The sequence below is a fragment of the Geodermatophilus sp. SYSU D01036 genome (assembly GCF_054050435.1).
In genome coordinates this window covers 42,367-69,194 of the sequence record NZ_JBJGZJ010000012.1, presented here as the reverse complement: position 1 = coordinate 69,194, position 26,828 = coordinate 42,367, and the positions used below count along the sequence as shown (strand labels likewise).

22 protein-coding genes are annotated in these 26,828 nt (G+C 75.7%); 13 read left to right on the top strand and 9 right to left on the bottom strand.

Features of this window, described 5'->3' with window-relative positions:
- Positions 1 to 6: 6 nt before the first annotated feature.
- Positions 7 to 957, bottom strand: coding sequence for a chemotaxis protein CheB (locus ACI8AR_RS13750; protein ID WP_457051523.1), 951 nt, complete (start codon positions 955 to 957; stop codon positions 7 to 9).
- 148 nt (positions 958 to 1,105) lie between these two features.
- Here ACI8AR_RS13750 and ACI8AR_RS13745 point away from each other — a divergent pair, with 148 nt between their 5' ends.
- The 4 genes from ACI8AR_RS13745 (at position 1,106) to ppk2 (ending at position 9,237) form a co-directional block, all read left to right on the top strand.
- The gene (locus ACI8AR_RS13745; RefSeq protein ID WP_456937129.1) at positions 1,106 to 1,471 is read left to right on the top strand and encodes a phage holin family protein; all 366 of its coding nucleotides are present in this window, start codon (positions 1,106 to 1,108) and stop codon (positions 1,469 to 1,471) included.
- 64 nt (positions 1,472 to 1,535) lie between these two features.
- Entirely contained in the window at positions 1,536 to 6,428 is a 4,893-nt protein-coding gene (locus ACI8AR_RS13740; RefSeq protein ID WP_457051522.1) for an NAD-glutamate dehydrogenase, read from the top strand.
- A gap of 189 nt (positions 6,429 to 6,617) precedes the next feature.
- Entirely contained in the window at positions 6,618 to 7,961 is a 1,344-nt protein-coding gene (locus tag ACI8AR_RS13735; protein WP_457051521.1) for an alkaline phosphatase, read from the top strand.
- A 238-nt stretch (positions 7,962 to 8,199) separates the two neighbouring features.
- Positions 8,200 to 9,237, top strand: coding sequence for a polyphosphate kinase 2 (gene ppk2 / locus ACI8AR_RS13730; protein ID WP_457051520.1), 1,038 nt, complete (start codon positions 8,200 to 8,202; stop codon positions 9,235 to 9,237).
- Between the two features lie 60 nt (positions 9,238 to 9,297).
- On the opposite strand, the gene ACI8AR_RS13725 is transcribed toward ppk2, so the two are convergent.
- Positions 9,298 to 10,722 carry an amidase gene (locus ACI8AR_RS13725; protein ID WP_457051519.1) on the bottom strand — a complete coding sequence of 475 codons (1,425 nt, stop codon included), beginning with the start codon at positions 10,720 to 10,722 and terminating at the stop codon, positions 9,298 to 9,300.
- A gap of 64 nt (positions 10,723 to 10,786) precedes the next feature.
- Here ACI8AR_RS13725 and ACI8AR_RS13720 point away from each other — a divergent pair, with 64 nt between their 5' ends.
- Positions 10,787 to 12,499 (top strand): DEAD/DEAH box helicase, encoded by a 1,713-nt coding sequence (locus ACI8AR_RS13720; RefSeq protein WP_457051518.1) that lies wholly within the window; start codon positions 10,787 to 10,789, stop codon positions 12,497 to 12,499.
- Positions 12,500 to 12,508: 9 nt separating this feature from the next.
- On the opposite strand, the gene ACI8AR_RS13715 is transcribed toward ACI8AR_RS13720, so the two are convergent.
- The 3 genes from ACI8AR_RS13715 to yaaA all read right to left on the bottom strand — a co-directional run bounded on the left by ACI8AR_RS13715 (position 12,509) and on the right by yaaA (position 16,576).
- Positions 12,509 to 12,958 carry an iron chaperone gene (locus tag ACI8AR_RS13715; RefSeq protein WP_457051517.1) on the bottom strand — a complete coding sequence of 150 codons (450 nt, stop codon included), beginning with the start codon at positions 12,956 to 12,958 and terminating at the stop codon, positions 12,509 to 12,511.
- A gap of 98 nt (positions 12,959 to 13,056) precedes the next feature.
- Positions 13,057 to 15,669: a SpoIIE family protein phosphatase gene (locus tag ACI8AR_RS13710; RefSeq protein WP_457051516.1), complete on the bottom strand. Its 2,613-nt coding sequence runs from the start codon at positions 15,667 to 15,669 to the stop codon at positions 13,057 to 13,059.
- A gap of 157 nt (positions 15,670 to 15,826) precedes the next feature.
- Entirely contained in the window at positions 15,827 to 16,576 is a 750-nt protein-coding gene (gene yaaA / locus ACI8AR_RS13705; RefSeq protein ID WP_457051515.1) for a peroxide stress protein YaaA, read from the bottom strand.
- 222 nt (positions 16,577 to 16,798) lie between these two features.
- Between yaaA and fdhA the strand changes: the two genes are divergently transcribed.
- Positions 16,799 to 18,016, top strand: a complete 1,218-nt coding sequence (fdhA, locus tag ACI8AR_RS13700) for a formaldehyde dehydrogenase, glutathione-independent (protein ID WP_457051514.1) — start codon at positions 16,799 to 16,801, stop codon at positions 18,014 to 18,016.
- Positions 18,017 to 18,103: 87 nt separating this feature from the next.
- Here the strand turns inward: fdhA and ACI8AR_RS13695 are convergent, their stop codons facing one another.
- The 3 genes from ACI8AR_RS13695 to ACI8AR_RS13685 form a co-directional block, all read right to left on the bottom strand.
- Positions 18,104 to 19,201, bottom strand: coding sequence for a spore photoproduct lyase family protein (locus ACI8AR_RS13695; protein ID WP_457051513.1), 1,098 nt, complete (start codon positions 19,199 to 19,201; stop codon positions 18,104 to 18,106).
- A gap of 219 nt (positions 19,202 to 19,420) precedes the next feature.
- Positions 19,421 to 19,669 carry a hypothetical protein gene (locus ACI8AR_RS13690; RefSeq protein ID WP_457051512.1) on the bottom strand — a complete coding sequence of 83 codons (249 nt, stop codon included), beginning with the start codon at positions 19,667 to 19,669 and terminating at the stop codon, positions 19,421 to 19,423.
- 54 nt (positions 19,670 to 19,723) lie between these two features.
- Positions 19,724 to 20,077, bottom strand: a complete 354-nt coding sequence (locus tag ACI8AR_RS13685) for an ArsR/SmtB family transcription factor (RefSeq protein ID WP_456927615.1) — start codon at positions 20,075 to 20,077, stop codon at positions 19,724 to 19,726.
- Between the two features lie 102 nt (positions 20,078 to 20,179).
- Between ACI8AR_RS13685 and arsM the strand changes: the two genes are divergently transcribed.
- From arsM to ACI8AR_RS13665, 4 genes are read left to right on the top strand one after another with little or no spacing between them, the layout of a single operon-like run.
- Entirely contained in the window at positions 20,180 to 20,923 is a 744-nt protein-coding gene (gene arsM, locus ACI8AR_RS13680; protein WP_457051511.1) for an arsenite methyltransferase, read from the top strand.
- Positions 20,920 to 22,044 carry an ACR3 family arsenite efflux transporter gene (gene arsB, locus ACI8AR_RS13675; protein WP_457051510.1) on the top strand — a complete coding sequence of 375 codons (1,125 nt, stop codon included), beginning with the start codon at positions 20,920 to 20,922 and terminating at the stop codon, positions 22,042 to 22,044. The genes arsM and arsB overlap by 4 nt, the downstream gene beginning before the upstream one ends.
- A complete protein-coding gene (locus ACI8AR_RS13670) occupies positions 22,041 to 22,700 on the top strand; it encodes an arsenate reductase/protein-tyrosine-phosphatase family protein (protein ID WP_457051509.1) in 660 nt (219 codons plus the stop codon). Before arsB ends, ACI8AR_RS13670 begins: the two co-directional genes overlap by 4 nt.
- Before the next feature lie 35 nt (positions 22,701 to 22,735).
- Positions 22,736 to 23,143 (top strand): arsenate reductase ArsC, encoded by a 408-nt coding sequence (locus ACI8AR_RS13665; protein ID WP_457051508.1) that lies wholly within the window; start codon positions 22,736 to 22,738, stop codon positions 23,141 to 23,143.
- Between the two features lie 25 nt (positions 23,144 to 23,168).
- Here the strand turns inward: ACI8AR_RS13665 and ACI8AR_RS13660 are convergent, their stop codons facing one another.
- A complete protein-coding gene (locus tag ACI8AR_RS13660; RefSeq protein ID WP_457051507.1) occupies positions 23,169 to 24,638 on the bottom strand; it encodes an aldehyde dehydrogenase family protein in 1,470 nt (489 codons plus the stop codon).
- A 50-nt stretch (positions 24,639 to 24,688) separates the two neighbouring features.
- Between ACI8AR_RS13660 and ACI8AR_RS13655 the strand changes: the two genes are divergently transcribed.
- The 3 genes from ACI8AR_RS13655 to ACI8AR_RS13645 all read left to right on the top strand — a co-directional run bounded on the left by ACI8AR_RS13655 (position 24,689) and on the right by ACI8AR_RS13645 (position 26,827).
- Positions 24,689 to 24,778, top strand: coding sequence for a putative leader peptide (locus ACI8AR_RS13655; protein ID WP_456937111.1), 90 nt, complete (start codon positions 24,689 to 24,691; stop codon positions 24,776 to 24,778).
- A 52-nt stretch (positions 24,779 to 24,830) separates the two neighbouring features.
- Complete coding sequence (locus ACI8AR_RS13650; RefSeq protein WP_457051506.1) at positions 24,831 to 25,724, top strand: TauD/TfdA dioxygenase family protein; 894 nt, start codon at positions 24,831 to 24,833, stop codon at positions 25,722 to 25,724.
- 128 nt (positions 25,725 to 25,852) lie between these two features.
- Positions 25,853 to 26,827 (top strand): glycine betaine ABC transporter substrate-binding protein, encoded by a 975-nt coding sequence (locus ACI8AR_RS13645; protein WP_457051505.1) that lies wholly within the window; start codon positions 25,853 to 25,855, stop codon positions 26,825 to 26,827.
- The last annotated feature ends 1 nt before the right edge of the window (position 26,828 follow it).

Below are 26,828 nucleotides of genomic sequence, written 5' to 3'. Positions count from 1 at the left end.
CGCCGGTCAGCCGTCGCCGGCCTCGCCGCGGACCTGGGCGGCGCGCGCCTCCGCCCGCTCGGCCGCGCGCAGGTGCTCGTCCCGCCCGTCGGTGCCGAGCTCGGCCAGCCGGCGGTGCACCGAGGCGATCTCCAGCAGCTTGGACGCGGCGTTGTAGACCGCGCCCTCGACGGCCTGCCGCTGCGCCTCGAGCAGGCTCTGCGCCGACCACGCGTGGCCGACGTGGCAGGCCCAGCTCACCGATCCGTCGGCGGTGTTCTCGAACATGCCGCCCTGGCACTCGGGGCAGCCGAGGGCGGCGGGGACCCCTCGGTCGGTGACGGCTGTCGGTCCGCCGGCCATCTGCGGGCTCCTCTCGTCGGACGGGGCGCCGACGGCGGGCGCCGGGGGGAGGGGGGCGCGGGCGAGCTCGGCGACCAGCGGCCCGAGCTCGGCGGTGGGGGCCGCGCGGGCGCGGCGCACGACGGCCAGTGCCGCCCGGGGCATCGCGGACACGCGCGCCTCGCCGGGGTCCTGCACCAGCACGCGGCCGTCCTGCGCGGCGACCGCGGCCGCACCGAGGGCGCCGTCGTCGAGCGCGCCGGACAGGACGACGGCGACCACACCGGCGCCGTGGGAGACGGCGGCGCTGCGGAAGAGCACGTCGACCGCCGGCCGCTGCCGGTTGACCCGCGGCCCCCGGGTGACGTGCACCCGGCCGTCGCGCACGACCAGGTGCCGGTCGGGCGGTGCGACGACGACCTGCCCCGGCACCAGGACCCCGCCCTCGGTGGGGTGCCGCGCGGGCAGCGGGCCGGCCCGGGACAGCAGCTCGGGCAGCCGGCTCTCGCCGGTGGGGGACAGGTGCAGCACGACGGCGACGGCGGCCGGCAGGTCGGCGGGCAGCGCGCTCAGCAGCCGCCGCAGGGGGTCCATGCCCCCGGCGGACGCACCCACGACCACCAGCCGGTCCACCACGGCGCACCACCTCACCGTCCGCAGTGCCCACGCGAGCGCGCCCGCACGCACGTCGAGGCCGGTCTACGGGTCTCTAGCGCGGACGCCAGAGACCGGTAGAAGAACGCAGAGCCAGGGGACTGCGGGGTCCGGCCACTAGCGTGGACGCGTGATCAGGTTCGCGCTCAAGGTCGTCGTCATGGCCCTGGCCTTCTACGCCCTCACGCGGCTGCTGCCGGGCATCGAGATCGACGGCAACGAGGACGGGGCGCTCGGCATCAGCGGCACGTTCCTCTGGGTGGGGCTGCTGTTCGCCGTCGTCAACGCGGTGGTCGGGCCGATCCTGCGGTTCCTGTCCTTCCCGGCGATCCTGCTGAGCCTCGGGCTGTTCCTCCTGGTCGTGAACGCCGCGCTGCTCGGCCTCACCGCCGCGCTGTCGGACCGGCTCTCGGTCGACGGCTTCGGCACCGCGATCCTGGGCGGGCTCGTCCTCGCCGTCGTCGGCTGGGCCGCCGACCAGCTGCTGGACCGCTGAACGGCGCGCCGCGCGGACCGGGTCGCACTGACGGGGCGGCCCGGGCGGGTTAGCGTCGCCGGACATGAGCACCACCGGCGTGGACACCGTCGTCCCCGACCGGCCGGAGGACGACGTCCCGCCGGCACTGGTCGCCCTCGAGGCCGCCAACGAGGAGAAGCGGGCGCTGCTCGCCGAGGCCGCGCGCGCCGCTGCCGACGACACCGACGACGGGCCCGGCCTGCCCGCGGGCTGCGGCACCGGCGACCTCCCGGCCCTGCTGCAGCGCTACTACTGGAGCGAGCCGGCCGCCGAGGTCCTCGGGCACGACCCGGCCGACCTGGCCGGGCTGGCGCTGCGCCACCTCCGGCTGGCCGGCGTCCGGGCGCAGGGCGCGGCCACCGTCGTCGTCGAGCGGCTGACCGACGGGCGCGGGCTGCTGCTCGTCGTCACCGACGACATGCCCTTCCTCGTCGACTCGGTGACCGCCGAGGTGGTCCGGCAGGGCGGGGGGCTGCAGCACGTCGTCCACCCGGTGGTCGTCGTCCGGCGGGACGTCACCGGCGCGCTGCGGGCCTTCTGCGACAGCCCCGGCACGGACGCGGCCCGCTGCGGCCCGGACGCGCTGGCCGAGTCGTGGATGGCCGCCGTGCTCGACGGCCCGCTCGACGACGAGGCCGCCGGTGACCTGGTCGCCGGGCTGCGCACCGTGCTCGCCGACGTCCGCGCCGTCGACGAGGACGCCCCGCGCACCGCCGCCCGGGCGCTGGAGCTGGCCACCCGGCTGGAGGAGCGGGGCAGCGTCGACACCGCCGACCCGGCCGACGACCCCGCCGAGGCCGCGGCCCTGCTGCGCTGGCTGGCCGACGGCAACTTCGTCTTCCTCGGCGCCCGCGAGGTCGAGGTCGGGACCGCCGTGCGCGCCGTCCCCGGCACCGGCCTGGGCGTCCTGCGCAGCGACACCGGGACCGCGCTGCCCGAGGCGGCCGGCCCGCTGGGCCCGGCGCTGCTGACCGTCACCAAGGCCGACATCCGCTCGACGGTGCACCGCCGCGCCTGGCTGGACCTGGTCGCGGTGACCGAGCCCGCCGACGGCGACCGCCCCGCCCGCCAGCACCGGCTGGTCGGGCTGTTCCCCTCCGCGGCCGCGGCGGCGAACGTCCGCGAGGTGCCGCTGGTCCGCCGCCGCGTCGCCGAGGTCGTCGAGGGCTCCGGCGTGCCGGCCGACAGCCACACCGGCAAGACGCTGGTCGACGTCCTGGACACCCTCCCGCGCGACGAGCTGTTCCAGGCGCCGGCCGCCGAGCTGCTGCCGGTGGCGCTGGCCGTGCTGTACCTCCAGGAGCGCCGGCAGACCCGGCTGTTCCTGCGCCGCGACCCCTACGGCCGGTTCTGGTCGGCGCTGGTCTACCTGCCGCGCGACCGCTACACGACCGAGGTCCGCCTGGCGATGCAGCAGCTGCTGCTGTCCCGCCTGGGCGGCCGGGACATCGAGTTCACCGCGCGGTCCACGGAGTCGGTGCTGGCCCGGCTGCACTTCGTCGTCCGGCTGCCGGTGGGCCGGGGCGGGACCCCGGCGCTGCCCGACGTCGACGCCGAGGCGCTGCAGCAGGAGCTCGCGGCGGTCGCCCGCAGCTGGACCGACGACCTGTCCGACGCGCTCGCCGGGCGGTACGGCCCCGAGGCCGAGCAGGTGCTCGCCCGCGTCGCGGACGCCTTCCCGGCCGCCTACCAGGAGGACTTCCCGGCGACGACGGCCGTCGAGGACCTCGCCCGGCTCGACGCGCTGCCGCCCGGCGAGCTCGGCCTGCGGCTGCGCCGCCCGCGCGGGGCCGACGCCGCCGAGCCGCGGCTGACCGTCTACCGGGTGGGGGAGCGGCTGCTGCTGTCCGACGTGCTGCCGGTGCTGCAGCACATGGGCGTCGACGTCGTCGACGAGCGGCCCTACGAGATCGACCGGATCGGCGCCCCGGTGGCGTGGATCTACGACTTCGGGCTCACCGCCCCCGGCGGGGAGCTGCCCTTCCCCGGCTCGCTGCCCGAGCGGTTCACCGAGGCGGTCGCCGCGGTGTGGCGCGGCGACGCCGAGGACGACGGCCTGGGCGCGCTGGTGCTGCTGGCCGGGCTCAACTGGCGGCAGGTGACGGTCGTGCGCGCCTACGTGCAGTGGCTGCGCCAGGCCGGGCTGCCCTTCGGCCAGCGGTACGTGGAGACGACGCTGGCCGCCCACCCCGACGTCGTCGCGCGGCTGGTCGCGCTGTTCGAGACCCGCTTCTCGCCCGGGCGCGAGGCCGGCCGGGCCACCCGCCAGGAGGCGCTGGCCGCGTCGCTGCGCGAGGCGATCGGCCGGGTCGACACCCTCGACGCCGACCGCGTGCTCACCAGCCTGCTGGCCGCCGTCCTCGCCACCCAGCGCACCACCTACTACGCGGGCGGGCCGCTGGCGATCAAGCTCGACTGCCGCACGGTCCCCGACCTGCCCGAGCCGCGTCCGGCCCGCGAGGTGTTCGTCAGCTCCCCGCGGGTGATGGGCGTGCACCTGCGCTTCGGCGCGGTGGCCCGCGGCGGGCTGCGGTGGTCCGACCGCCGCGAGGACCTGCGCACCGAGGTCCTCGGCCTGGTCAAGGCGCAGATGGTGAAGAACACCGTCATCGTGCCCACCGGCGCCAAGGGCGGCTTCGTCGTCCGCACCCCGCCGCCGGAGGGCGCCTCCCGCGAGGAGGTCCTGGCCGAGGGCCAGGCCTGCTACCGCCTGTTCATCGGCGCGCTGCTGTCGCTGACCGACGACCTGGTCGGCGGGAAGGTCGTGCCCCCGGAACGGGTGGTCCGCCACGACGGCGACGACGCCTACCTCGTCGTCGCCGCGGACAAGGGGACGGCGACCTTCTCCGACCTCGCCAACGCCGTCGCGCTCGAGCGCGGGTTCTGGCTGGGCGACGCCTTCGCCTCCGGCGGTTCGGTCGGCTACGACCACAAGGCCATGGGCATCACCGCCCGCGGCGCGTGGGAGTCGGTGACCCGCCACTTCCGCGAGCTCGGCGTGGACGTGCAGAGCCAGGAGTTCACCGTCGTCGGCATCGGCGACATGAGCGGCGACGTCTTCGGCAACGGGATGCTGCTGTCCGAGCACATCCGGCTGGTGGCCGCCTTCGACCACCGGCACGTGTTCGTCGACCCCACCCCCGACGCCGCGACGTCGTACGCCGAGCGCCGGCGGCTGTTCGGCCTGCCCCGCTCGTCGTGGGCCGACTACGACCCCGCGCTGATCAGCGCGGGCGGCGGCGTGTGGCCGCGGACGGCCAAGGCGATCCCGGTCAGCGAGCCGATGCGGGCCGCGCTCGGCCTCGACGCCGACGTCGACACGGTCTCCCCGGTCGAGCTGGTCCGCGCGGTGCTGCTCGCCCCGGTGGACCTGCTGTTCAACGGCGGCATCGGCACCTACGTCAAGGCCGCCACCGAGAGTCACCTCGACGTCGGCGACAAGGCCAACGACGCCGTCCGGGTCGACGGCCACCAGCTGCGGGTGCGCGTGGTGGGGGAGGGCGGCAACCTCGGCCTCACCCAGCGCGGGCGGGTCGAGTACGCGCTGGCCGGCGGCCGGGTGAACACCGACGCCATCGACAACTCCGCGGGCGTGGACACCTCCGACCACGAGGTGAACATCAAGATCGCGCTCAACGAGGTGGTCGAGGCCGGCGTGCTCGACGCCGACGGCCGCGCCGCGCTGCTGGCCGAGATGACCGAGGAGGTCGCCGCGGCGGTCCTCACCGACAACCACGCGCAGAACGCCACGCTGGCCGTCGAGGTGAACTCCGCGCGCAGCCTGCTCGACGCGCACGAGCGGTTCATCCGGGCGCTGGAGCGGTCGGGGCGGCTGGTGCGCGCGGTCGAGGCGCTGCCCGACGACCGGGCGCTCGCCCAGCGGCGCCGCGACGGGCACGCGCTGACCGGCCCCGAGCTGTCGGTGCTGCTGGCCTACGCCAAGCTCGAGGCGGGCGACGCCGTCCTCGCCTCCGACCTGCCCGACGACCCCGCCCTCGCCCGGCTGCTGAGCGACTACTTCCCGGCCCCGCTGCGGGAGCGGTTCCCCGACGCGGTCGAGGCCCACCCGCTGCGCCGGGAGATCGTGGCCACCGCGCTGACCAACCGGGCGGTCAACACCGCCGGGGTGACCGGGCTGTTCCGGCTGACCGAGGAGAGCGGGCTCGACCTGGCCGCCGTCGTGCGGGCGCACGCGGTGGCCCGTGCGGTGTTCGACGTCGACCGGCTGTGGGACGCCGTCCGGCCACTGGACAACCGGGTGCCCGCGCCGGTGCAGGTGGAGCTGCGCACCGAGGCCACCCGGCTGGCCGAGCGGGCCGCGCGGTGGCTGCTGCGGCTGCCCGAGATCGGCGCGCACCCCGCGGCGGGGATCGCCGCCCTCACCGAGCGGTTCGCCGCCCCGGTGGCGGCGGTGCGGGCCGGCCTGCCGGGGTGGCTGCTGGGCCACGAGGCGGCCGCCTACGCCGAGCGGGCGCGGCGGCTGCAGGCCGCGGGCGTGCCGGCCGGGCTCGCGGGCGAGCTGGCGGCCGCCCCGCTGCTGCCGGCGGCCCTCGACCTGGCCGTCGTCGCCGAGCGCACCGGCGCACCGATCGAGCTGGTCGGGCGGGTCACCGAGGAGCTGGCCGAGCGGCTGGCCCTGGTGCCGCTGCGGGAGCTCGTGACGGCGTTGCCGCGGGACCGGCGCTGGCCGTCGATGGCCCGCGCCGCGCTGCGCGACGACCTGGCCGCCGAGCAGGCCGAGCTCGCCGTCGAGGTCCTGGCCGGGCGGGGGAGCGGCGACGACGCCACGGCCCTGGTCGCGGGCTGGGTGGAGGGCTGGGACCCCGCCCAGCGGCGGGCCGCGGCCCAGCTCGCCGACATCGCCGCGGGCGACCGGCACGAGCTGCCCGAGCTGCTGGTCGCCGTCCGGACCCTGCGGGGCCTGCGCCGGCGCTGAGCGCGGGCTGGGAGGTGGCTGTGCGGTCACTGTGAGGGGTCGGTCCGTCACGGTCCGACCGGACCGGCTGGGACCCGGAACTCCGGTGGCGCGTTCCCCTCTCGGGTGACCCGTGTCACACCCCACGGTGGGTCGTCCCCGGACGGTGCGACCAGCCGGCCGGGGTTCCCCGGCGACGAGAGGACGACCATGACCGACCCGAGGACAGGACGGCGGCTGCGGACGGCCACCGTGGTGGCGGTGGCCGGCGGCACGCTCGCGCTGCTGCCGCTGACGGGGGCGTTCGCCGGTGGCGGCGGACCCGCGCACGGCGGCGGCGGGCACGGCGGCGGCCACGCGAACGGGCACCCGCGCAGCGTCATCTTCGTGAACGGCGACGGCATGGCCGCCGCCCACCGCGAGGCCGCCCGGCTCGACCAGGAGGGCTTCGACGGGCAGCTGGCCATGGACGCGCTGCCGATCGCCGGCCTGCAGACCACCGACGCGCGGGACCCGGAGGACACGGTCACCGACTCCGCGGCCTCGGCGTCGGCCTGGGCCACCGGGGTGAAGACCTACAACGGGGCGATCAGCGTCGACGTCGACGGCGACCCCCTGCCCACCATCGGGCAGCAGGTCGAGGACGCGGGCCTGGCCGGCGGCATCGTGACCACCGCGCAGGTCACCGACGCGAGCCCCGCGGCGTTCTTCGCCAACAGCACCCAGCGCTCCGCGCAGGACGACATCGCCCGCCAGTACCTCGAGCGCAGCCGGCCCGAGGTCATCCTCGGCGGCGGCGAGGACTGGTGGCTGCCCGCCGGGGACGAGGGCACCTACCCGCCCCGCACCGGCGACACCGAGGACCCGGAGGTCTCCCGCAGCACCCAGGGCGACCTGGTCGCGCAGGCCCAGGCGCAGGGCTACGAGTACGTGAGCACCGCCGAGGAGTTCGCCGCGGCCGACTCCGACCTGCTGCTCGGGCTGTTCGCCAACGAGGAGATGTTCCAGCAGCGCCCCGAGGGCGAGGGCGACGAGTTCGACCCGGTCGTGTCGCTCGCCGACATGACCACCCGGGCGCTGGAGGTCCTCTCCCAGGACGAGGACGGCTTCTTCCTCCTCGTCGAGGAGGAGGCCGTCGACGAGATGGCGCACAACAACAACGGGACCCGGATGCTCGAGGCCATGCGCTCCCTCGACGCGGCCGTCGAGGTGGCCCGGGCCTACGTGGCCGAGCACCCCGACACGCTGCTGATCGTCACCGGCGACCACGAGTGCGGCGGGCTGACCATCGAGGACGTCGACCCCGAGGACGAGAGCGGCCCCGGCGGCACCCTCGACCCGTCGATCGCGGGTGACACCGAGTCCGGCGAGGACGGCCCGTTCACCGTCGCCGGCACCGGGGGTGCCTACGACTTCGCCCTGGACTGGACGACGACCGCGCACACCGGCGCCCCGACCGTCGTCACCGCGGAGGGGCCGGGCAGCGAGGACCTGACCGGCTACTACCCGAACACCCACCTGTACGACGTCGTGTCGTCGGTGCTGTTCGACTGAGCGCACCGCCCCGGGGCCCGGGGGCCGGCGACGGCCGGTCCCGGCCCCGCTGCGGAGGGGTTCCCCGGGGCGTCGCGGGATCTCCGCACCGGCGTCCCCCCGGCGGACACCCCGGGACGGCGTCGTCGTCGCGCACGTGCTCGAGTCCGGGGCGCCCGCACTGTCGCGCCCCGGGCGTGCCCGGTCCAGGGTGGGGTACGGCCGGTCACGGACGTGACCGACCCGGGAGGGGGACCCCGTGCAGCCCGACACCGCCGTCGACCGCGAGCCCGTGCAGGACCAGGCCGTGCAGGACCGGGGAGGTGACCCTCCCGGCACCACCGAGGCGCCGAAGGAGGCCGAGGTCCTCGACCTGAGCCGCTGGCGGCTCAACGCCCTGCCCGACGAGGACAGCGACGAGGACTGGGACGACGACCGCGAGCTGTTCGGCCCCGACGGACTGCGGGTCGAGACCTGGCGCGAGGGCTATCCCTACACCGAGCGCATGGAGCGCCGGGAGTACGAGATCGAGAAGCGCCGCCTGCAGATCGAGCTGCTGCACATGCAGAGCTGGGTGAAGGAGACCGGGCAGAAGCTGGTCGTCGTCTTCGAGGGGCGGGACGCCGCGGGCAAGGGCGGCACGATCAAGCGGTTCACCGAGCACCTCAACCCCCGCGGGGCGCGGGTGGTGGCGCTGGACAAGCCGTCCGAGCGCGAGCAGACGCAGTGGTACTTCCAGCGCTACGTGCAGCACCTGCCCGCGGCCGGCGAGATCGTGATGTTCGACCGGTCCTGGTACAACCGCGCCGGCGTCGAGCGGGTGATGGGCTACTGCACCGACGAGCAGTACCGGCAGTTCCTGCAGGACGCGCCGGAGTTCGAGCGGATGCTCGTCGACAGCGGGATCCTGCTGTTCAAGCTCTGGTTCTCGGTGTCCCGCGGGGAGCAGCGCAGCCGCTTCGTCGTGCGGCAGATCGACCCGGTGCGGCAGTGGAAGCTCTCGCCCACCGACCTCGCCAGCCTCGGCAAGTGGGACGCCTACACCGAGGCCAAGGAGGCGATGTTCCTCCACACCGACACGCAGCACGCGCCGTGGACGGTCATCAAGAGCAACGACAAGAAGCGCGCCCGGCTCGAGGCGATGCGGCACGTGCTGTGCCGGCTGGACTACGACGACAAGGACTGCGACGTCGTCGGCGACCCGGACCCGCTCATCGTCGGCTCGGCCGCCGACGTGCTGGAGGAGTCCTCCGACACCCCGGTCGCCCCGCCGCCGCCCCGGACGGTCCGTCGCTGAGGTCGTCGCTGCCCTCGTCTGCGGCTCTCTAGCGCACCGGCTAGAGAGCCGCAGACGGCGTCAGAGCGCGGGCAGGCGGGGCGTCCCGAGCGCCTGCTCGAGCGCCGCGGCCACCTCCAGCAGGCGCAGGTCGGCCCGCGGTGCGGCGACCACCTGCAGGCCCACGGGCAGGCCGTCGCCGGTGTACCCGCCGGGCAGCGACAGCGCCGGGCAGCCGGTGGCCGTGATCAGCGTGCAGGAGCGCATCCAGCCCACGTAGTCCTCCTGCGGCACGCCCGCGACCTCGGTCGGGTACTCCTGCTCCACCGGGAACGGCAGCACCTGGGTGGTCGGCGCCAGGAGCACGTCGAAGCGGTCGAAGAAGCCGACCACCTCCTCGTGCAACCGGGTGTGCGCGAGCTCGGCCCGGGCGACGTCGGCCCCGCTGAGCGCCGCCCCCCGCGCGGCGTTGCGCCGGATGGCCTCCTTCACCTGCTCCGGCGAGCGGCGCACCACCTCGCCGTAGGTGGCCTCGAACAGCCAGGCCCGCAGCGTGCCGAACACCTCGTCGGCCTCGCGCAGGTCGGGGCAGGCCTCCTCCACGACGGCGCCCTGCGCCTCGAGCAGCCGCGGCACCCCCGCCAGCGCGCCGGTGACCTCCGGCTCGACCGGCACCAGCCCCCCGAGGTCCGGCGCCCAGGCCACCCGCAGGCTGCGCAGCTCCGCCGGCCGCGGCGCGGCGAAGGAGGCGCCGTCCTCGGACAGCGCGATCGGCACCCGCGGGTCCGGCCCGGCGATCGCCGACAGCGTCAGCGCGACGTCGCCGACGGTGCGGCCCATCGGCCCCTGCACCGACAGCGTCGCCCAGCCCAGCCCGGCGGGCCAGGTCGGCACCCGCCCGGGCGTGGGGCGCAGCCCGACCACGCCGCAGAACGCCGCCGGGTTGCGCAGCGAGCCGCCCATGTCGCTGCCCTCGGCCACCGGCACCAGCCCGGCGGCGAGCGCGGCCGCCGCGCCGCCGCTGGACCCGCCGGCCGACAGCCCGTGCCGCCACGGGTTGTGCGTGACTCCGAACAGCGGGTTGAACGTGTGCGAGCCGGCCGCGAACTCCGGCACGTTGGTCTTGCCCACCCGGACCGCGCCCGCCCGGCGCAGCCGCTCGACGACGAGCTCGTCGCGCGCCGGGACGGTGTCCGCGTGCAGCGGCGAGCCCCAGGTGGTCCGCATGCCGCCGGTGGCGTGGGTGTCCTTGTGCGCCACCGGCAGGCCGTGCAGCGGGCCGACCTCCTCCCCGGCGGCCAGCGCGGCGTCGGCGGCGTCGGCCGCGGCCCGGGCGCCCTCGGCGTCCAGGGTGACGATCGCGTTGACCTGCGGGTCGATCCGCTCGATCCGCGCCAGGTGCGCCTCCAGCAGCTCGCGGGCCGAGACCTCCCGCGCGCGCACGAGCGCGGCCAGCTCGGTGGCCGGGCGCAGGCAGAGGTCGTCGGTGGCGGGTGCGGGGGTCACCGGGGGAGGGTGCCATGCCGGGGTGCCGTGCCGGGGGCGGGCTGCCGTGCCGGACACTGGGCGCGTGGACGGCGAGGACACCCTGCAGCAGGCCGACGAGACGGTTGCCCCCGACGGCGGGACCTTCGCCGACCTCGGCCTGCGGCCGGAGCTCCTGGCGGCGCTGACGCGGCTCGGCTACGAGGAGCCCACCCCGATCCAGCGCGAGGCGGTGCCGCCGATGGTCGCCGGCCGCGACCTGCTCGGCCAGGCCGCCACCGGCACCGGCAAGACCGCCGCCTACGCGCTGCCGGTGCTGCAGCGGCTGCCCGACGACCGCCCCGGCGGCGACCCGCTGGCCCTGGTCCTCGTGCCGACCCGCGAGCTGGCCATCCAGGTGTCGGAGGCGCTGCACCGCTACGGCCGCGACCTCGGCGCCCGGGTGGTGCCGGTCTACGGCGGCCAGCCGATCCCGCGGCAGCTGCGGGCGCTGGAGGCCGGCGTGGACGTCGTCGTCGCCACCCCCGGCCGGGCGCTGGACCTGCTGCAGCGGGGCAGCCTGCACCTGGGCGGCGTGGCCACCGTGGTGCTCGACGAGGCCGACGAGATGCTCGACATGGGCTTCGCCGAGGACCTCGAGGCGCTGCTGGAGGAGGTGCCCGAGGAGCGGCAGACGGTGCTGTTCAGCGCCACCATGCCGCGCCGGCTGGACAGCATGGCCCGCCGCCACCTGCGCGACCCGCTGCGCATCCAGGTCGCCCGCGAGGTGCCGGTGGAGGGCGAGGCGCCGCGGGTGCGCCAGACGGCGTTCGTCGTCGCCCGGGCGGCCAAGCCGGCGGCGCTGGGGCGGGTCCTCGACGTCGAGAGCCCGACCGCGGCCATCGTCTTCTGCCGCACCCGCGACGAGGTCGACGACCTCACCGAGACGCTCAACGGCCGCGGCTACCGCGCCGAGGCGCTGCACGGCGGGATGAGCCAGGAGCAGCGGGACCGGGTGATGGGCCGACTGCGGTCGGGCACCGCGGAGCTGCTGGTGGCCACCGACGTCGCCGCCCGCGGGCTGGACGTCGAGCAGCTCACCCACGTCGTCAACTACGACGTCCCGGCCGCGGCGGAGACCTACGTGCACCGCATCGGCCGGGTCGGCCGGGCCGGGCGCGAGGGCGTGGCGATCACGCTGGTCGAGCCGCGGGCGCACCGGATGCTCAAGACGATCGAGCGGGTCACCGGCGCGCCGATCCACGTCGAACGCGTGCCCACGGTCGCCGACCTGCGGGCCCGCCGGCTGGAGCTGACCCGCGCCGCGCTGCGGGAGAGCCTGCTCGGCGACGACCTCGAGCGGTTCCGCGCCGTCGTCGAGACGCTCACCGACGAGTTCGACGTCATGGAGGTGGCCCTGGCGGCGGTCAAGCTCGCCCACGAGGCCACCACCGGCCCGGACGACGACGAGGAGATCCCCGAGGTCACCCTGCGCCCGGAGCGGCCGGCCCGGCGGGACGGCGACCGCGGCGACCGCGGCCAGGGCCGCCCGCCCCGGTCCCGCTCCGGCGGCGGGGACACCGAGCGGGTGTTCATCGGCGCCGGCCGCAGCGCCGGCGTCCGCCCGGGCGACCTGGTCGGCGCGATCGCGGGGGAGACCGGGCTGCGCGGCCGCGACGTCGGCGCGATCGAGATCGCCGAGCGGTTCAGCCTGGTCGAGGTCCCCGCGGCCGCCGCCGAGGAGGTCATCACCGCGCTGCGGGCCAGCACGGTCAAGGGCCGCAAGGTGACCGTCCGCCGGGACAAGCAGCGGGACTGACCGCCCCGGTCAGGAGGTGGCGGTGCGCACCAGCGCGGTCACCCGCTCCTCCACCGCGGGGCTCCAGCCGGTCAGCGCGAACGACACCGGCCAGAGGTCGCCGTCGTCGAGCCGCGCGGGGTCGTTGAAGCCGAGGGTCGCGTAGCGGGAGCCGAACTTGCCGGCGTCCTGGAAGAAGACGACGACCTTGCCGTCCGCGTTCGCGTAGGCGGGCATGCCGTACCAGGTCTTCGGGGCCAGCCCGGGGGCGGTCGTGGTGACCACCACGTGCACCCGCTCGGCGAGCGCCCGGTCCTCCGGCGCCATCTCCGCGATCCGGTCCAGGACCGCCTGCAGGCCGTCGGCCCGCTTCGCGCCCCTCCTCCCCTCGGCGCGCAGCTCGGCGGCGCGCTCCTTCATCGCGGCGCGCTCCTCGGCGGTGAAGCCGGTGGTCTCCTGCTCGGCGTCCCTCGTGGGCATCTCAGCTCCCCGTCGGTCGGCGGTCTCTCTGTGCCGCAGACGCTAGGGAGGGGCGCGTGCGGGGGGCTTCTCGATTCCTGACCGGATCCGGCGAGGGGTCAGCGGTAGGAGGGGCTCGCCGGGTCCTCGGGGACGACGTCGGGCACCCGGTTGGGGCCGGCGTCGGGCGGGCGCGGGCGGTCCTGCGGGTGCAGCCGGACCGCGACGAGCGCGACGTCGTCCTCCGGGCGGCCGTCCACCAGCCGGTACAGCACCTCGTCGAGCAGGTCGTCCAGCCGCCGGCCGGCGAGCTCGCGCAGCGCCTCGCGCAGCCGGGCCATGCCGGCGTCGAGGTCGGCGTCGCGGCGCTCGATGAGGCCGTCGGTGAACAGCAGCACGGTGGCGCCGCGGTCGAGGGTGACCACCGACTCCTCGCGGCGGGCGTCCGGGTCGACGCCGAGCAGCAGGTCGCCGCGCCAGGTGGCCAGCTCGGCCACGCTGCCGTCGGGGTTGATGACCAGCGGCGGCAGGTGCCCGGCGTTGGCCCAGCGCATCCGGGTGACGCCGCGCTCGCGCTCGTCGTCGGTCTGCTCGAAGCGGGCCACGGTGGCGGTGGCGAGGACCCGGGTCTGCAGCACGGCCATCGAGGCGTCCAGGCCGCGCAGCACCTCGCCGGGGCCGGCGTCGCTGTAGGTGGCGATGCCGCGCAGCAGGGCCCGCAGTTGCCCCATCGCGGCGGCGGCCTCGGTGTCGTGGCCGACGACGTCCCCGATGACCAGCATCGTCGACCCGCCCGGCTGCAGGAACGCGTCGTACCAGTCCCCGCCGACCCGCGCGGCCTCGGCGGCCGGGAGGTAGCGGACGGCGATCTGGGCGTGGTCGGGCTCGGGCGGCTCGGTGAGCAGGCTGCGCTGCAGGCCCTCGGCGAGCGCCCGCTGCTGGCCGTAGAGGCGGGCGTTGTCCAGCGCCAGGCCGGCCCGGTCGGCGACGTCCTGGGCGGTGGCCAGGTCCTCCTCGCGCGGCGTCCAGCCCGCCCGCCAGTACAGCGTCATGACGCCGAGGGTGCGGTCGCGGCCGCGCAGCGGGATCGAGATCGCCGACTCGGGGGCCAGCGCGACTAGCAGGTCCCGGGCCTCGCCCTCGGCCAGCAGGTCGCGCACGGCGTCGCCGCGCTCCATCACCGGCTCGCCGGTGAGCAGGGCGCGCATGAGCGGCGCGGTGGCCGGCATCGCGTCGAGCCGGACCGCGGCGTAGCGCTCCACCAGGGCGCGCTGCGAGGGGACGGCGTGCCAGTGCCCGACGTCGCGCGGGCGGCCGTCGGGATCGACGACGGTGACGATGCACCAGTCGGCCAGCGCCGGGACGACCAGCCGCGGCAGATGCCCGGTCGCCGTCTGCGGGTCCAGCGCGCCGGCGAGCTCGGCGCTGACCTGGGCGAGCAGGGCGAGCCGCTGGGCGGCGCGCTCGGCGCGGTCCTGCACGCGGCGGCGCTCGGTGACCTCGAGGAAGTAGACCGACAACCCCTCGGGGCTGGGCCAGGCGCGCAGCTCGTACCAGCCGTTGAGCGGCGCGGGGTAGTGCGCGTCGAACTGCACCGGCGTCCCGGTGCGGACGGCGGCGCGGTAGTTCTCCTCGAAGGCGCTCGCGACCGCGGCGGGGAACGCCGTCCAGAGCTCCTGGCCGATCAGCTCCTCGCGGCTGCGGCCCAGCAGCCGCTCGGCCTCGGCGTTGACGTGCGTGAACCGCCACTCGCGGTCGAGGGAGTAGAAGCCGGCCGGCATCGCCTCGAGCACCCGGGTGACCCGCACGCCGGCGGCCCGCTCGGCGGTCGTGTCGTAGGCGGCGCCGAGCACGCGGGCCGCCGCGCCGCGCTCGTCGGCCAGCGTGCGGCCGCGGGCCTGCACCCAGCGGGTCTCCCCGCCCGGCCAGACCACGCGGTATTCGGCCTCGTAGTCGCCGCGGCTGTCGATGCTGGCCTGCAGCGCGTCGGTGACCCGCGGCAGGTCGTCGGGGTGGACCCGCGCGTTGAAGTCCTCGATGCTGCCGCCGAACTCCTCGGGCGCGTACCCGAACATCTCGACCAGCCGCGCGTCCCAGGTCAGCTCGCCGGTGCGCAGGTCCCAGTCGAACGTGCCGATCCCGGCGGCGTCGATGGCCAGGCCCCAGCGCAGCCGGTCGCCCTCGTACTCGGTGCGCAGCGCGGCGAGCTCGAGCTCGGTGACGGCGGCCGCGGCGAGCTGGCGCAGGGTGGAGACGTCGGTGTCCGACCACGACCGCGGGGCCGGGGCGACGACGCACAGGACGCCGACCGTGTGGCCGGCGGAGTCGATCAGCGGGACGCCGAGGTAGGCGCCCACGGCGCCGGCGGCCACCTGCGGCAGCTCGGCCGCGCGGGGCTCGGCGTGGGCGTCGGGCACGACGAGCGGCGCCCGCTCGGCGGCGGCGACGGAGCAGGCGGTCGTCTCGATCGGGACCTCGCTGCCGACCGTGCCCGGCGGCAGCCCGGCGCCGCTGACGACCACCTGGACGTCGTCGAGCAGGGACAGCTGGGCGACCGGGGCGCCGACCAGCCGGGCGGCGAGCTCGGCGAGGCGGTCGAGGACGACGCTGGCGTCACGCAGCCGCAGCCGGTACGCGGCCTCGGTGCGGGGCCGGTCGGCCTTGAGCAGCTCGGCGGCGTCGCGCGGACCCGGGACCGGCGGCTCCCCGGGGAGCCCAGACGTGTGGTCCACCGAAACCCTTCGCGCGGCTCACGGCCGACTCCTCGGACACCGGCGGTCCGGCCGAGGCTGGGTCCGGGCGCCGTGTACATCGTAAGCGACGGTCAGGACCGCCAACAGAGATCACGGGAGAAAACCTCGACCGTCACACGCCGTAACGACGCGCCGCTCACGCCGCCGCGGGCAGCACCAGGGTGAGCGCGTCGGCGCCGTCGTGTTCCACGTGCAACCCGGCCCGCCGCAGCAGCGTGCGCACCCGGCCGGCGTCGTCCGGCTCGGCCGTCGTCGTGGCCAGCAGGCGGGCCACCCGGCCCTTGTGGGCCTTGTTGGCGTGGCTGACCACGGCGCGGCTGCCGTCGGCGCGCTCGCTCAGGACGTCGACGGTGACCGCGCCCGGGACGGGGGCCAGCGCCTGGTAGGCCCCGCTGCGCAGGTCGACGACGAGCTCGCCGGAGTCCGCGAGCACCGGGCCGAGGACCGGGCGCCACAGCGTGCGCAGGGTGGGCAGTCCGGGGAGCGCGGAGCCGGCCGACAGCCGGTAGGCCGGGATGGCGTCGGTGGCGCGGACCAGGCCGAACAGCGCCGAGCCGACGGCGAGCCGGCGGTCGGCCCGGGCCCGCTGTGCGCGCGTCAGCGTGCGGACGGCGAGAGCGTCGTAGAGGACGCCCGTGTAGCGCTCGAGGGCCGGCTTGGTGGGGCTGGTGCACAGCGCGGCGTTGCGGACGAGCTCCGCGTCCTGGCCGGGGGACAGCCCGAGCGCCGCGCGGGCGGCGGGCGGGTCGGCGGCCAGCCGGACCAGCGACTCCACCAGCCGCGCGCGCAGCGGGGTGAGCTCCGGCGTGGCGAGGGCGGCGAGGTCGAGCGGGGCGCCGTCGCCGTCCGGGGACTTGGTCTCCGAGGGCGGGAGCAGTACGAGCACGACCGGCGACGGTACGTCGCAACGTGCCGTGCGTCCGGAAGGGGTCGGTGTCGCCGTCGAGACCGTCTCGTGACCCGGGCCACACTCGGTCCCCGCCGGACCCCGGGACCAGGAGTCCCGTCCTGTCGCGGGGTGCGGCACCAGGGCCGCGCCGGCCGGCGCGGCGAACGGAGACGGTGCCCGGCACAGTGCCGTGCCGGGCTGCCGAGAGGAGGCACGTCCGTGGCGAACAAGGCGGTCATGTACATGGGTCCGGGCAAGGTCGAGGTCGCGGACCTGGACTACCCGGGGCTCGAGCTCAAGGAGGGGCCCGGGGTCAACCCGGCCAACGTCGGCCGCAAGACGCCGCACGGCGTCATCCTGCGGACGGTCGCCACCAACATCTGCGGCAGTGACCAGCACATGGTCCGCGGCCGGACGACGGCGCCCGAGCGGCTCGTACTCGGCCACGAGATCACCGGCGAGATCGTCGAGAAGGGGCCCGACGTCGAGTTCCTCGAGATCGGCGACATCGTCAGCGTGCCCTTCAACATCGCCTGCGGCCGCTGTCGCAACTGCAAGGAGGGCAAGACCGGGATCTGCCTGAACGTCAACCCCGACCGCCCCGGCTCGGCCTACGGCTACGTGGACATGGGCGGCTGGACCGGCGGGCAGGCCGAGTACGTGATGGTCCCCTACGCGGACTGGAACTGCCTGAAGTTCCCCGACCGGGACCAGGCGCTGGAGAAGATCCGCGACCTGACGATGCTGTCGGACATCTTCCCGACCGGCTACCACGGCTGCGTCACCGCCGGCGTCGGCACCGGCTCGACGGTCTACATCGCGGGCGCCGGCCCGGTGGGGCTCGCGGCGGCCGCCTCCGCCCAGCTGCTCGGTGCCGCCGTCGTCATCGTCGGCGACCTCAACGCCGACCGGCTGGCCCAGGCCCGCAGCTTCGGCTGCGAGACCGTCGACGTCTCCCAGGGCGACCCGAAGGACCAGATCGAGCAGATCCTCGGCACGCCCGAGGTCGACTGCGGCGTCGACGCCGTCGGCTTCGAGGCGCGTGGGCACGGCGCGGACGCCTCGCACGAGGCGCCGGCCACGGTCCTCAACTCGCTGATGGACATCACCCGGGCCGGTGGCGCGCTGGGCATCCCGGGCCTGTACGTGACCGGCGACCCGGGCGCGGTGGACGAGGCGGCCAAGACCGGCTCGCTGTCGATCCGGCTGGGCCTGGGCTGGGCGAAGTCGCACGCGTTCACCACCGGCCAGTGCCCGGTCATGCGCTACCACCGTCAGCTGATGATGGCGATCCTGCACGACAAGGTGCAGATCGCGAAGGCGGTCAACGCGACGGTCATCCCGCTCGAGGAGGCCCCGCGCGGCTACCAGGAGTTCGACCAGGGCGCGGCGCGGAAGTACGTGCTCGACCCGAACGGCCTCATCCCGGCCGCCTGATCCCGGCCGCCTGATCCCGACGATCATGGCGCCGTGACCGCCGCCGGCCCGTCCGGCACGGTCCCGGCGCCATGATCGCGGGCGGACTCAGGTCCAGTAGAGGAAGCGGGCCTGCGGGAGCCGGTCGGCGACGGCGGCCTCGAACCAGGGCCGCAGCTGCGCCATCGTCTCCTTCGGGTAGACGTGCTTGACCGAGCCGAACCTCCCGCGCTTGAGCGTGCGCGTCGACTCGTCCATCTCCAGCTTCGTCCGCGGGTACCAGTCGAGCAGCGTCTCCTTGCTGCCCGGCGTGAACCGGTGGGTGATGCACTCGACGGTGAGGTCGGCGTCCGCCGGCAGCGCCGCGGCGACGGCGTCGAGCAGGGCGCCGTACTCCTCGCGCCAGCCGTCCACCGGCATGATCGGCGCGATGGTCAGGCCGACCGGGTAGCCGGCGCGGGCGACGGCGGCCAGCGCGGCGATGCGCGCCTCGACCCGCGCCGTGGCGCCCTCGAACCGGCGGGCCACCGGGGCGGCGTTGAGGCTGAACCGGAGCCGGGTGCGGCCGCCGTGCGGCAGGCCCAGCAGGCCGGCGACGTCGTCGAACTTGGTGGTCGCGCGCAGCTGCACGGGGCCCGGCCACGCGTGCGTGCCGAAGTGCTCGACCATCCGCGCCAGGCCGCCGGTGAGGTGCTCGATCGCCAGCGGGTCGGTGTAGCAGGACGCCTCGAACGTCGTCCCCTCGCCGCCGCGCTCGACCGTGCCGGACGTGACGTGACCCCGGCCGACGTAGGCGTCGAGGCCCTCGAGCACCTCGTCGAGGTCCGCCCACACCCGGGTGATCGGCGGGCCGGACAGCGAGCCGGCGAGGTAGCAGTACTGGCAGTGCGCGGGGCAGCCCTCGGCCAGGTCGAGCCGGAAGTCCGCCGAGGGCGGGACGGGCTGCAGCCGGCGCTTGGACGGCGGCGGCACCACCAGCGCCATCGTGTCCTTGGCGGCCGTGAACGCGGCGCGGTCGTCGTCACCGCGCAGCGAGGGCAGCCGGTCGCCGGGCAGCAGGTCGATCGCGTCGACGCCGGCGGCCTCGAGGCGGCGCAGGACGCGCTGCCCGTGCGCGCGCTCGGCGGCCGAGCGGGTCACGAGGACGCGCCTCGGCGTCCACAGGCGGGTGGGGGAGGGGGCCCCGAGCAGGGCGGGCGCGGTCATCGACGGGTACAACACCGCGGCGCCCCCGCCGATGCCCCTCCGCGGGACGTATGCGCAGGTCAGCCCGTGAGTCGGGACACTGCGGGGTCAGGGCGCCGCCCGCCAGCGCGCCCGCCACCCGGGCGCCTCCCAGGTCTCGCCGATGTAGATCGTCTCGCGGGCCACCCGGTCTCCCCGGAACTCGTAGACGGCTGGTCCGTACATCCACGGACCGGCCGTCTACCGGGCGCGCACCTCCACCACCCAGAAGTCGTCCCGCCCCCGCACGCGGACGATCTCCAGGTCGACCCGTGCCGGGTGGTCCCGACGCCACTCCCGGAAGTTCGCCACGCCCTCGAACCGCTCGCCGGACTGCGGGAACCCGAGAACGGCGTCCTCGTGGTGGATCTCGCTGGCGCGGTCCTCGTCGCCCGCAGCACTGTGCCGGACGTAGTGCTCCAGCGCGGCCCGGACGGACTGCTCGTCCATGACCTGATGCTCCCCGCCGGATCCCCGGACGTCGACGAGTGCCGGGTCGCGGACTCAGGACGCGGTGGTCGTGAGGACCGCGGCGAGGGAGTCCAGGGCCCCGGGCACGAGGGCGTAGTAGGCCCACACGCCGCGCTTCTCGCGGGTGAGCAGGCCGGCGTCGACGAGGACCCGGAGGTGGTGCGACACCGTCGGCTGGGACAGGCCGAGGGGTTCGACGAGGTCGCAGACGCAGGCCTCGCCGCCGTCGTGGGCGGCCACCAGCGACAGCAGCCGGAGTCGCGCCGGGTCGGCGATCGCCTTGAGCGTCCCGGCCAGCGTGGCGGCGTCGGTGGCGCTCAGGGGGGCGCGGACCAGCGGCGCGCAGCACGCGTCGGTCCCCGGGGCGAGCGGCAGCGACGTCGTCACGGCGCCAGTGTGGCACCGGACATCCACGGACGTCGATATCGACAACCGTCGATGTCTGTGGCACCGTCCTGTCATCGACGTCCATCGATGTGTGGAGGAGCCATGACCGGGACCGAGGTCGACCTGCGGGAGCAGGTCCGGGCGCGCTACGCCGCGGCCGCGCAGGAGGTCGGGGGCGGCTGCTGCGGCCCGGCGGCCGGGGACGACGGGCGCTTCGGCGCCGGCCTGTACGACGCCGCGGCCACCGAGGGGCTCCCCGACGAGGCCGTGCTGGCGTCGCTCGGCTGCGGCAACCCGGTCGCCGTCGCCGACCTGCACGAGGGGGAGCGGGTGCTCGACCTCGGCTCCGGCGGGGGCATCGACGTGCTGCTCTCGGCCCGCCGCGTCGGCCCCACGGGTCTCGCGTACGGCGTCGACATGACCGACGAGATGCTCGACCTCGCCCGCGCCAACGCGGCGGAGGCCGGCGCGACGAACGTGGAGTTCCGCAAGGGCACCATCGAGGACCTCCCGTTCGCGGACGCGAGCGTCGACGTCGTCATCTCCAACTGCGTCGTGAACCTGTCGACCGACAAGCCCGCGGTGCTCGCCGAGACCTTCCGCGTGCTCGCCCCCGGCGGGCGCATCGGCATCTCCGACGTCGTCGCCGAGGACTCCGTGACCCCGGCCGAGCGCGCCGAGCGCGGCTCCTACGTCGGCTGCATCGCCGGCGCGCTGTCCCGGTCGGAGTACCTCGAGGGCCTCGCCGCGGCCGGCTTCGCCGACGCCTCGGTCACCTTCACGCACGAGGTCGCGCCCGGCCTGCACGGCGCGATCGTGCGGGCCGTCAAGCCCGCGGCCGCGTGAGCGACGCCGTCGCCGAGCGCCCCCGCGCGGGCACCGGCCCGGAGGCGCCCGTCCTCGCCCGCCTGTCGACCCTCGACCGCTTCCTGCCGGTGTGGATCGCCGCCGCGATGGCGCTCGGCCTGGCGCTGGGCCGCTGGGTGCCCGGCCTCGACGACGTCCTGTCGGCGGTCGAGGTGGGCGGCGTCAGCCTGCCCATCGCGGTCGGCCTGCTGCTGATGATGTACCCGGTCCTGGCCAAGGTCCGGTACTCCGAGCTGGACCGCGTCACCGGCGACCGCCGGCTGCTGGCCGCCAGCCTGGTGCTCAACTGGCTGGTCGGCCCGGCGCTGATGTTCGTGCTGGCCTGGGCGCTGCTGCCCGACCTCCCCGAGTACCGCACTGGCCTGGTGATCGTGGGCCTGGCCCGGTGCATCGCGATGGTGCTGGTCTGGAACGACCTGTCCTGCGGTGACCGCGAGGCCGCCGCCGTCCTGGTCGCGGTCAACTCGGTGTTCCAGGTCCTGGCCTTCGCCGCGCTGGGCTGGTTCTACCTGCAGGTGCTGCCGGGGTGGCTCGGCCTGCCGACGACGTCGGCCGAGTTCAGCGTCGGGGCGATCGTCGTGTCGGTGCTCGTGTTCCTCGGCGTCCCGCTCGCCGCCGGCTTCCTCACCCGCACGCTGGGGGAGCGGGCGCGTGGCCGGGGCTGGTACGAGGAGCGGTTCCTGCCGCGGATCGGGCCGGTCGCGCTGTACGGGCTGCTGTTCACGATCGTCGTGCTCTTCGCGCTGCAGGGCGACGCCGTCACCTCGCGGCCCTGGGACGTCGCCCGGATCGCGCTGCCGCTGCTCGCCTACTTCCTCCTCGTGTTCGGCGGGAGCTTCCTGCTCGGCATGCGGCTGCGCCTCGGCTACGCCAGGACGGCGACCCTGGCCTTCACCGCGGCCGGCAACAACTTCGAGCTGGCCATCGCCGTCGCGATCGGCACCTTCGGCGTCACCTCCGGCCAGGCGCTGGCCGGCGTGGTCGGCCCGCTCATCGAGGTCCCCGTCCTCGTGGCCCTCGTCTACGTGTCGCTGTGGGCCGCCCGCCGCTGGTTCCCGGGCGACCCCACCGTCCCCGCTGCCGTGAGGAGTGCGCGATGACCGACGACCACGGGTCGCTGCCCGGCCTGCTGGCCCCTGAGGCGACGCTGCACCGCCTGGCCGACCAGCTGGCCACCCGCTTCACCGGGGTCTTCGCCCGCGAGACGATCGACCGCTACGTGTTCGAGTCCTACGCCGCCCTGAGGCGCACCGCGACGGTCACCACCCACCTGCCGGTGCTGACCGAACGCTTCGCCACCGAGCGCCTCACCGCGCTCGCGCAGGCCGAGGGCGCCATCGAGACCGACACCTGCGAGATCCTCTTCGTCTGCGTCCACAACGCCGGGCGCTCGCAGATGGCGGCCGCGCTCACGGCCCACCACGGCGGCGACCGGGTGCACGTCCGCTCGGCGGGCTCCCTGCCGACCGCGAGCATCGACGACGCGGTCGTCGAGGCCATGGCCGAGGTCGGCATCGACCTGGGGGCGGAGTTCCCCAAGCCGCTCACCGACGACGTGGTCCGCGCTGCCGACGTGGTCGTCACCATGGGCTGCGGCGACGCCTGCCCGGTCCATCCCGGCAAGCGCTACCTCGACTGGCAGGTCCGCGACCCCGCCGGCCTGTCCGTGGGCGGGGTCCGCGCCATCCGCGCCGACATCGACGCCCGCGTGCGTGCCCTGCTCGCCGAACTGCACCCTGCCGGCGCCGCGCGTTGACCGCGCCCGCTCGTCCCCCTGGAGGAGATCCCACCGTGTCCGACAAGCCCAGCGTCCTGTTCGTCTGCGTGCACAACGCCGGCCGCTCCCAGATGGCCGCCGGCTGGCTGCGCCACCTCGCCGGGGACGCCGTCGAGGTCCGCTCGGCCGGCTCCCTGCCCGGCGACCGGGTCAACCCCTCCGCCGTGGAGGCGATGACGGAGGTCGGCATCGACATCACCGACCAGCGGCCGAAGGTGCTCACGACCGAGGCGGTCGAGGCCTCCGACGTCGTCATCACCATGGGCTGCGGCGACGCCTGCCCGGTCTTCCCCGGCAAGCGCTACCTCGACTGGGAGCTCGAGGACCCGGCCGGCAAGGGCGTGGAGGCCGTGCGGCCCATCCGCGACGAGATCGAGCGGCGGGTCCGCGCGCTGGTCGCCGAGCTGGTGCCCGCCCGCTGACCCGCCCGGGGCGACGGGGCGGGGCTCAGCCGAGCCAGCCGCTGCGGCCCGGCGACCGCCGCCGCCACACGTGCTTGAGCTCGCGGTACTCGGCCAGCCCGGTGGGCCCGAGCTCCCGCCCGACGCCGGACTGCCCGCGCCCGCCCCACTCCGCCCCGGGGACGTACGGGTGGTAGTCGTTGACCCACACCGTGCCGCAGCGCAGGGCCGCGGCGACCCGCTCGGCGCGCTCGTCGTCGCCGGTCCACACCGCGCCGGCCAGGCCGTAGGCGGTGTCGTTCGCCAGCGCGACCGCCTCCTGCTCGTCGGTGAAGGTCTCCACGGTGAGGACCGGCCCGAAGACCTCCTCGCGGACGACGGCCATGTCCCGCCGGCACCCGGTCAGCACCGTCGGCCGGTAGAAGAAGCCGTCCCGCAGCGCCGGGTCGTCGGGACGGCGTCCGCCGGCGGCCAGGACCGCGCCCTCGGCCAGGGCCCCGGCGACCATCTCCTCGGTCCGCGCCCGCTGCGCCGCCGAGACCAGCGGACCGGACTGGGTGCGCTCGTCCCGCCCGTTCCCCAGCCGGATCGCCTCCGCGCCGGCGACCAGGCCGGCCACGACGGCGTCGTGCACGTCGGCGTGCACGATCAGCCGTGACCCGGCCGAGCAGACCTGCCCCGCGTGCAGGAAGGCCGCGTACAGGGCGTTGTCGACCGCGACGTCCACGTCGACGTCGGGGAAGACGACGTTCGGGTTCTTGCCGCCGAGCTCGCAGTGCACCCGCTTCACGGTGTCCGCGGCGGCGCGCAGGACGGCCCGGCCGGTGGCGGTGCCGCCGGTGAAGCTGACCAGGTCGACGTCGGGGTGCGCGACCAGCGCCGCCCCGACCTCCCCGTCGCCGAGCACCAGGTTGGTCACCCCCGAGGGCAGGCCTGCCTCGGCCAGCAGCGACAGCAGGTGCGCGGTGGTCAGCGGGGTGAGCTCGCTGGGCTTGACCACCGCCGTGCAGCCGGCCGCGAGCGCCGGCGCGAGCTTCCAGGAGATCTCGAGCAGCGGGTAGTTCCACGGCGTGACCAGCGCGCACACGCCGGCCGGCTCGGCGACGACCCGGCTGTCGACCCCGGGGACGGCGTCGACGGACCGGCCGACGTCGACGACCGCGAGCCCGGCGTAGTAGCGCAGCACCGCGACCACGTCGTCGACGTCGGCCCGGCTCTCGCGCAGCGTCTTGCCGGTGTCGCGCGTCTCCAGCAGCGCGACGTGCTCGCGGTCGCGGACCAGCAGGTCCGCGGTGCGGTGCAGCAGCGCCGCGCGCTCGGCCGCCGGCAGGCCGGACCACTTCCCGGACTCGAACGCCGCCCGCGCCGACGCGACCGCGCGGTCGACGTCGCCGGGCGTGGCGGCGTCGTGCGCGACCACGACCGACCCGTCGAACGGGTCGAGGACCCGCAGGACGCGGCCGGAGCGGGCGTCCTGCCACGTCCCGTCGATGAACAGCGAGCCGGGCACGGACACGGCGGGACCCCTCGTCGTCAGGAGGCGGGACACCGGCTACGTTAATCCCCATGCAGTTGGTCGGGATTGTGCGGATTGCGCTCGTGGCGCGCCGGCACGTCGACCTGCTGCGGTGCGCGAGCGCGCTCTGTCGGGCCTGAGCCCCGTCCCCGGCCCCGTCCGCTCGTCCGCACCCACCCCTGGAGACCTGGCATGACCCTGCTCGCCGCTGCCCCGACCACGCCCGCCGACCTCGACGGCGGCGTCCTCGACCTCGAGCGCCTGGAGCCGACCATCGGCGCCCGGGTCCACGGCGTCGACCTCGCCCGCGCCACCGACGAGCAGGTCCGGGCGATCCGGGCCGCGCTCGCCGAGTACAAGGTGCTGTTCTTCGCCGGCCAGCACGACCTGCACCCCGACGGCCAGATCGCCCTCGGCCGCCGCCTGGGCGAGGTCACCGAGTCGCACCCGGTCGTCCCGGGCGTCGACGAGGAGCACCCGGAGATCTACGCGCTCGACAGCGCGACCGGCGGCTTCGCCGACGTCTGGCACACCGACGTCACCTTCGTGCGGCGGCCGCCGCTGGGCTCGGTCCTGCGGGCCGTCGTCCTCCCGCCCACCGGCGGGGACACCCAGTGGGCCGACCTGGAGCTGGCCTACCGCTCGCTGTCCGAGCCGGTGCAGCGCCTGGCCGACCGGCTCGTCGCGGTGCACGACGGCACCCGCGAGTTCGGCTACTACGTCGCCCAGCGCGAGGAGCGCACCACGTGGGAGGGCGAGGAGTACCGCGCCCTCGTCCCCGTCTCGCACCCGGTCGTGCGCGTGCACCCCGAGACCGGCCGCAAGGGGCTGTTCGTCAACCCCGGCTTCGTCGCGCACGTCGAGGGCGTCTCCGACGCCGAGAGCCGGTACCTGCTCGACCTGTTCTACGCGCACATCACCAAGCCGGAGCACGTCGTGCGGCACCGCTGGTCGGTCGGCGACGTCGTGATGTGGGACAACCGGTCGACGGTGCACTACGCCAACCGCGACTACGGCGACCAGCGCCGTGTCATGCACCGCATCACCCTCCGGGGCGACGCCCCGGTCGGGCCCGCCGCCGTCTGACCCCGACCGCCGCCCTCCCCCGACCGATCGCGGTACGAGGCGCAGGCTCCTCCAGGGGGCCTGCGCCTCGTACTGTGCCCCCACCTGCTGCGGCCCGTCAGGCCCCACGTCCCCAGGAAGAGGACCCCATGCAGCACACTCCCCTCCGCCCCCGCGCCTCCGCCGTGGCGCTCACCGCCCTCCTGGCCGCAGCCCTCGCCGGGTGCACGAGCGAGGAGGCGGGCTCCGGCGCCAGCGGTGGCGGTGGCGGTGGCGGTGGCGACGGCATCACCGTCCAGACCGCCCAGTTCAGCTGGACCGCCGCCGGCCTGACCAACGGCATCCTGGGCGAGATCGCCGCCGACAACCCCGACCTCGGCGTCGCCTCGCTGGCCACCACCCAGCTCGACCCCGCCGCCGCCTGGGCCGGCGCCGCGCGCGGCGACATCGACCTGCTCACCGAGGTGGCGCTGCCCAACCAGCAGGAGCTGGCCGACTCGGCCGCCGACCGGGTCGAGATCGTCTCGGAGACCTACGGCGACGCCGCGCAGGGCTGGTTCGTGCCGGCCTACGCCGTCGAGCCGGGCGGGCCGCTGGAGGGGCTGACCAGCGTCACCCAGCTCAACGACTACGCCGAGGAGCTCGGCGGCAAGTTCTACGACGCCGACCCCGGCTACATCACCACCGAGCAGAACGCCAAGCGGCTCCAGGGCTACGGCATCGAGCTCGAGCACGTCGTCTCCAGCGAGGCCGCCGAGCTCGCCCAGCTGGAGAACAGCTACAGCCGCGAGGAGCCGATCGTGCTGTACCTCTACCACCCGCACGCGGTGTTCGCGCAGTACGACATGGTCCAGCTCGAGGAGCCCACGCCCTACACCGAAGGCTGCCTCACCGAGGGCGACGGCGCCTGCGCGATGCCCTCCTACAGCGCCAACATCGCCGCCAGCAACGAGCTGCGGGAGCAGGCCCCGGGCTTCGTCGAGCTGCTGACGAACTTCCGCATCTCCGTCGAGGAGATGGAGGAGATGCAGAAGCAGGTCGACGTCGACGGCGAGGACGTGGCCACGGTGGCGCGCGAGTGGGTCGACTCCCACGGCGACCAGATCGACGAGTGGATCGGCTGAC